At 33.4% G+C, this 5,206-nt stretch carries 5 protein-coding genes; 4 read left to right on the top strand and 1 reads right to left on the bottom strand.

Translation table 11 applies throughout. The features are described from left to right. Nucleotides 1-231: 231 nt before the first annotated feature. A complete protein-coding gene (gene xerA / locus PHR76_RS13040; protein ID WP_300063580.1) occupies nucleotides 232-1,275 on the bottom strand; it encodes a site-specific tyrosine recombinase/integron integrase in 1,044 nt (347 codons plus the stop codon). Between the two features lie 237 nt (nucleotides 1,276-1,512). On the opposite strand from xerA, the gene cmk reads away from it, so the two are divergent. The 4 genes from cmk to PHR76_RS13020 form a co-directional block, all read left to right on the top strand. Continuing rightward, entirely contained in the window at nucleotides 1,513-2,205 is a 693-nt protein-coding gene (gene cmk / locus PHR76_RS13035; protein WP_300063577.1) for a (d)CMP kinase, read from the top strand. Between the two features lie 168 nt (nucleotides 2,206-2,373). Then, nucleotides 2,374-3,630 (top strand): nucleoside permease, encoded by a 1,257-nt coding sequence (locus PHR76_RS13030; RefSeq protein WP_300063574.1) that lies wholly within the window; start codon nucleotides 2,374-2,376, stop codon nucleotides 3,628-3,630. A 168-nt stretch (nucleotides 3,631-3,798) separates the two neighbouring features. Next, nucleotides 3,799-4,731, top strand: a complete 933-nt coding sequence (locus PHR76_RS13025) for a peptidylprolyl isomerase (protein ID WP_300063571.1) — start codon at nucleotides 3,799-3,801, stop codon at nucleotides 4,729-4,731. Nucleotides 4,732-4,824: 93 nt separating this feature from the next. Next, on the top strand, nucleotides 4,825-5,206 hold a 382-nt coding region (locus PHR76_RS13020; protein ID WP_300063568.1), incomplete at its 3' end, for a hypothetical protein.

The raw sequence follows: 5,206 nt of genomic DNA, 5'->3' as shown, positions 1-5,206 counted from the left end.
AGGTTCATTTAAACCACCACCATAAGAATTGCTACTGTTTTTGCTGAAATGTATCCACATAGTTTGTGTTTCTTTGTTTAAATGCTGTTCTCTGTTTGTCTACTGTTCATTTATGCTGACGCACAACTCGTTTATATGCGATATAAAACTTCGCATATACAGCCAATATGGCATGCTTTGCGAAGTTTTATTTCGGTTTATTTTATAAATTCAAATATATATAAATTTTTATTATAAATCATCAAAAGGACTTTTAATCAGTTGAATGCTTTTTGTGCTTACATGGGTATATATTTCGGTGGTTTTGCTGCTGCTGTGTCCTAACAATTCTTGAATGTATCTTAAGTCAGTGCCGCTTTCTAATAAATGTGTAGCATAACTATGGCGCAACCAATGTAATGTTACGGGCTTGGTAATACCTGATTTTTGTAAGGCTTGTTTTAATATAAGTTGTAAACTTCTTGCTTCATAAGGTGCACCAGACTTTTGCCCTTCAAATAAATAGGTTTGAGGTTTGTAAGCTTTATAATAGTTTCTTAAGTATATTAATATTTTGGGACTTAGCGGTACAATTCTATCTTTTTTCCCTTTTGCATTTTTAATAATAACGATATTTCTGTTGGAATCGATATGTTGAGGCTGCAATGCCAAAAGTTCTCCGCATCGTAGTCCACATGAATAGATTAAACTTAACATGGTTTTATGTTTAAGATTGGTTTGGGCTTCTAGTATTTTTTTAACCTCTTCTTTACTCAATACATTGGGCAATACTTTTTCTCGTTTTGGACGATGTATTTTGTCTATTTCAATCGATGTTTCTTTCACTATTTTAAAGAAAAGTTTGAGAGCATTAACGATTTGGTTCTGATAAGAAGAAGACAATTGGTTTTTTATGATATAATCATTATTATAAGCAATAACGTCTTCATTGTTAATGTCTTGTAACGATTTTGTATTGCAAAAAGTTAAAAATGATTTTAATGCTTCGCTATACGTATTTATCGTGTTAGGACTGTATCTTCGGGACAAAAGATAACGCTTAAAGGTGTCAATACTAGCTATTCCTTCAGCATTAGGAAGCAATGTATGCGCTGAAAAAAGGTTGAATCGCAATCTGTTTTCTTCATTATCGGGTAAATGCCAATATTTTTTGGAAACACTCCATCTTGCATCTTCAAAGGTTTTAATGCGTGCTATTAAGGATGCATTTTTTTCAAAATAAACAGCTATTCGCGAGATTCCCTTATGGGTGGTTATTTTGGCTTTGAATTTCATTTTTTGGGATTTAACTACTTCAAATATACATATTAAAAATATAAAAAAAAAACAGTAGAAATGTTTATAAATCACTAATTAAGTATAACTTATAAAACAAGATACAGGAATGTTAAGAGTACAATAGTCAAAGACTTAAAGAATAGGAATACTATTATTTGCAATCATCTTTAGGATCAAGAATAGCTAATCCTACTCTTTTTTGTATTTTTGTGCCCCAACGCACACTCACTACCCATGAAAAAAATTATCATAGCCATCGACGGCTTTTCATCAACCGGAAAAAGCACTATTGCTAAAGAATTAGCCAAAGAGCTGGGTTATGTATATGTAGATACTGGAGCAATGTATCGCGCTGTAGCTTTGTTTGCGATGCAAAACGGTTATATAAATGCAGCATATTTAGACAAAGAATCTTTGATCAATTCCTTGGCAAATATTCGTTTGCAATTTAAATACAATCCCCAATTGGGTTTTGCAGAAATGTATTTGAATGATACCAATGTAGAAAATGACATCCGCACGCTTGAAGTTTCTCAATATGTAAGTCGAATTGCCGAAATTTCAGAAGTTCGAGCCAAATTAGTCGAACAACAGCAAAAAATGGGGCAGGAGCGAGGTATTGTTATGGACGGCAGAGATATAGGAACGGTTGTTTTTCCGGATGCTGAAGTAAAAATTTTCATGAATTCAAGTGCCGAAAAACGTGCTCAACGACGTTTTGAAGAATTGATTAATAAAGGTCAAAATGTTACTTATGAAGAAGTATTAAAAAACGTTCAAGAACGCGATTATATTGATACAAACAGAGAAGATTCACCTTTAAAAGTGGCTCCTGATGCTATTGAAATTGACAATTCAGATTTAGATAAAAACCAACAGTTTTCGGTGGTTCTCAAAGCGGTCAATCAATACTTGTTAAGTAATTGATTGCTAGTTGAATAATTTTAAATTATTTGCTGTAATCTGATTTTGCTTTTCTTGTATGATGCTTATTTGATACGAAGCCTTTTTAAAAAATAAACAACCAAATAGTCATATTTAATTTTTTAATAGTAGATTTACGGGCTATAAAAATCAAAAACATTTATATTTAAGATGAGTATAAAAAACAGATTAATAACCATGAACTTCTTTCAATTTTTTGTTTGGGGTGCTTGGTTGATAACCATTGCAAACTTCTGGTTTGGTACGAAACAATGGGAAGGAACTCAGTTTGGATTAGTATTTGGAACCATGGGAATTGCCTCCTTATTCATGCCAACAATCACCGGTATTATTGCTGATCGTTGGATAAATGCCGAAAAATTATACGGAGCACTTCATATTCTTTATGCTTTAGTTTTGTTTTATTTGCCCAATGTAGATAATCCAAGTACATTTATTTACATCATGCTTTTGGCGATGTGTTTTTATATGCCCACCATTGCTTTATCCAATTCCATATCCTATACCGCGTTAAAAAACAGTGCCGATAGTGATGTGGTGAAAGATTTTCCACCCATAAGAGTTTGGGGAACCATAGGTTTTATTGCGGCAATGTGGCTTACCAATTTAACAGGAAATAAAGCTACAGCTTATCAATTTTATATTGCCGGAATTGCAGCTATTTTACTTGGTTTGTACGCTTTTACTTTGCCTAAATGCAAGCCACAACATGTTAAAGCAGAAAAAAGTTCATTTGCAGAATCTTTAGGACTTGAAGCTTTTAAGCTTTTCGGAACTTATAAAATGGCGTTGTTTTTTATTTTCTCTATGTTTTTAGGAGGAGCTTTGCAACTTACCAATGCGTATGGGGATGTTTTTTTAGATGAATTTAAAAATGTGCCTCAATATGCAGATTCAATTGTGGTGAAATATTCTACTATTATCATGTCTATTTCTCAAATATCCGAAACACTATTCATCTTGGCAATACCGTTTTTCTTAAAACGTTTTGGTATCAAACAAGTAATGCTGATCTCTATGTTGGCCTGGGTTTTGCGTTTTGGTTTATTTGCTTACGGAAATCCAACGGATGGTTTATGGATGATTATTTTATCGTGTATCGTTTACGGTATGGCATTCGATTTCTTTAATATCTCAGGATCTTTATTTGTCGAGACTTCCACGGATGCTAAAATTCGTTCTTCAGCTCAAGGATTATTTATGATGATGACCAATGGATTTGGAGCGGTATTGGGAAGTTTTACTTCAGGTTGGGCAATTGAGAAGTACTTTACACATAATGGCGAAAGAGATTGGCATTCCATTTGGCTTGCCTTTGCGGCTTATGCTTTCATTATTGCAATTGCTTTTGCAATTTTATTTAAACATAAGCATAACCCGAAAGATGTTGAAAATATCATTCACTAAATATTTTAAACCCGATTTTAATCGGGTTTTTTTAGGGCTTTATTTTTTTATACTTAAAAAAGTATCTCGGAGAATGCTTAAAAAACACTAAGTAATCGCTTAACATCGTATCTTAAAAACAAAATTTATTTGTAAATTTGCCGTCATAATTAAATAAAAAAAAAGACAATGGAAAACGGAATATATGCTAAATTCAATACTTCAAAAGGTTCAATTTTAGTAAAATTAACACACGATTTAACTCCTGGAACGGTAGGTAATTTTGTTGCTTTAGCCGAAGGAAATTTAGAAAACACAGCACGTCCGCAAGGAAAACCTTATTATGATGGATTGAAATTTCACCGCGTAATTCCTGATTTTATGATTCAAGGCGGTTGTCCGTTAGGTACAGGAACGGGTGGACCAGGATATAAATTTGACGACGAATTTCATCCTTCTTTGCAACACGATAAACCAGGTGTTTTGGCAATGGCTAATGCAGGACCAGGAACAAACGGTTCTCAGTTTTACATCACACACATTCCAACCAATTGGTTAGACAACAAACATACTGTTTTTGGTCACGTGGTAGAAGGTCAAGACATCGTTGATGCTGTGGCACAAAATGACACTTTAGAAAGTGTAGAAATTATTCGAGAAGGAGAAGAAGCTAAAAACTGGAATGCTATTGAAGCTTTTAGAGTTTTTGAAGGTTCTAGAGAGAAAAGAATTGCGGCTGAACGTGAAGCGGCTGAAGCTAAAATGGAAGAAATTGCAGCTGGTTTTGAAAAAACAGCAAGCGGTTTGCGTTATAAAATGATCAATAAAGGGAATGGTAAAAAAGCAGAAGTTGGTAAAACAGTTGCGGTACATTACACAGGACAATTGCCTGATGGTAAAGTATTTGATTCTTCTTATCCAAGAAAAAAACCAATTGAATTTCCTTTAGGAAAAGGTCATGTAATTGAAGGTTGGGACGAAGGTATTGCTTTGTTAAGTGTGGGAGATAAAGCACGTTTTGCAATTCCATCACATTTAGCTTACGGATCTGCTGGTGCTGGAGGAGTAATTCCACCCAATGCTAACTTAATTTTTGATGTTGAATTAATGGATGTAAAATAAGCACTTGTTAATTAAAATATAATCTCAATGACTTACGGTTGTTGGGATTTTTTTTGTGTTGAGAAAACTGTATCTTTCGAAAAAAATTAAACCATGCGATTTATTCTTTTCTTTTTCTTTTTGGGAATCTTCACTTCTAATGCCCAACAACATTGCGGATATGATTTTTCCTCTTTTTTGGTGTTGCACATTCACGAAGACGGAAAACAAGAAAATATTCCCGGTTTAAAAGTTACTTTAATTGATTTTTTTGGCAATGAATTGATCAATACAGGTAATAAATACAGTTGGACTGAACGCGATAAAGTAATGCAGTTTTATGAAAATTATAAAATTGACAATGAAGGCAAAAAAGTAGAAAATCCTTCGCCTGAAGATAAATTGAGATGGTTTTTTCCTTATGCTAAAGCCACTTACATCATTTCTATAACCAATGATTTTCCTATAGACGGCATGCGTGCAAAAATTGAAGATA

The sequence above is a fragment of the Flavobacterium sp. genome (assembly GCF_028689845.1).
GTDB lineage: Bacteria > Bacteroidota > Bacteroidia > Flavobacteriales > Flavobacteriaceae > Flavobacterium.
Note: the sequence above shows the minus strand (reverse complement) of the source record. Positions and strands in the feature narration are given on the sequence as shown.

Coding starts and splice junctions, on each gene's coding strand:
- PHR76_RS13030 (WP_300063574.1), top strand. CDS start 2,374: ATGAGTATAAAAAACAGATTAATAACCATGAACTTCTTTCAATTTTTT.
- PHR76_RS13025 (WP_300063571.1), top strand. CDS start 3,799: ATGGAAAACGGAATATATGCTAAATTCAATACTTCAAAAGGTTCAATT.
- cmk (WP_300063577.1), top strand. CDS start 1,513: ATGAAAAAAATTATCATAGCCATCGACGGCTTTTCATCAACCGGAAAA.
- xerA (WP_300063580.1), bottom strand. CDS start 1,275: ATGAAATTCAAAGCCAAAATAACCACCCATAAGGGAATCTCGCGAATA.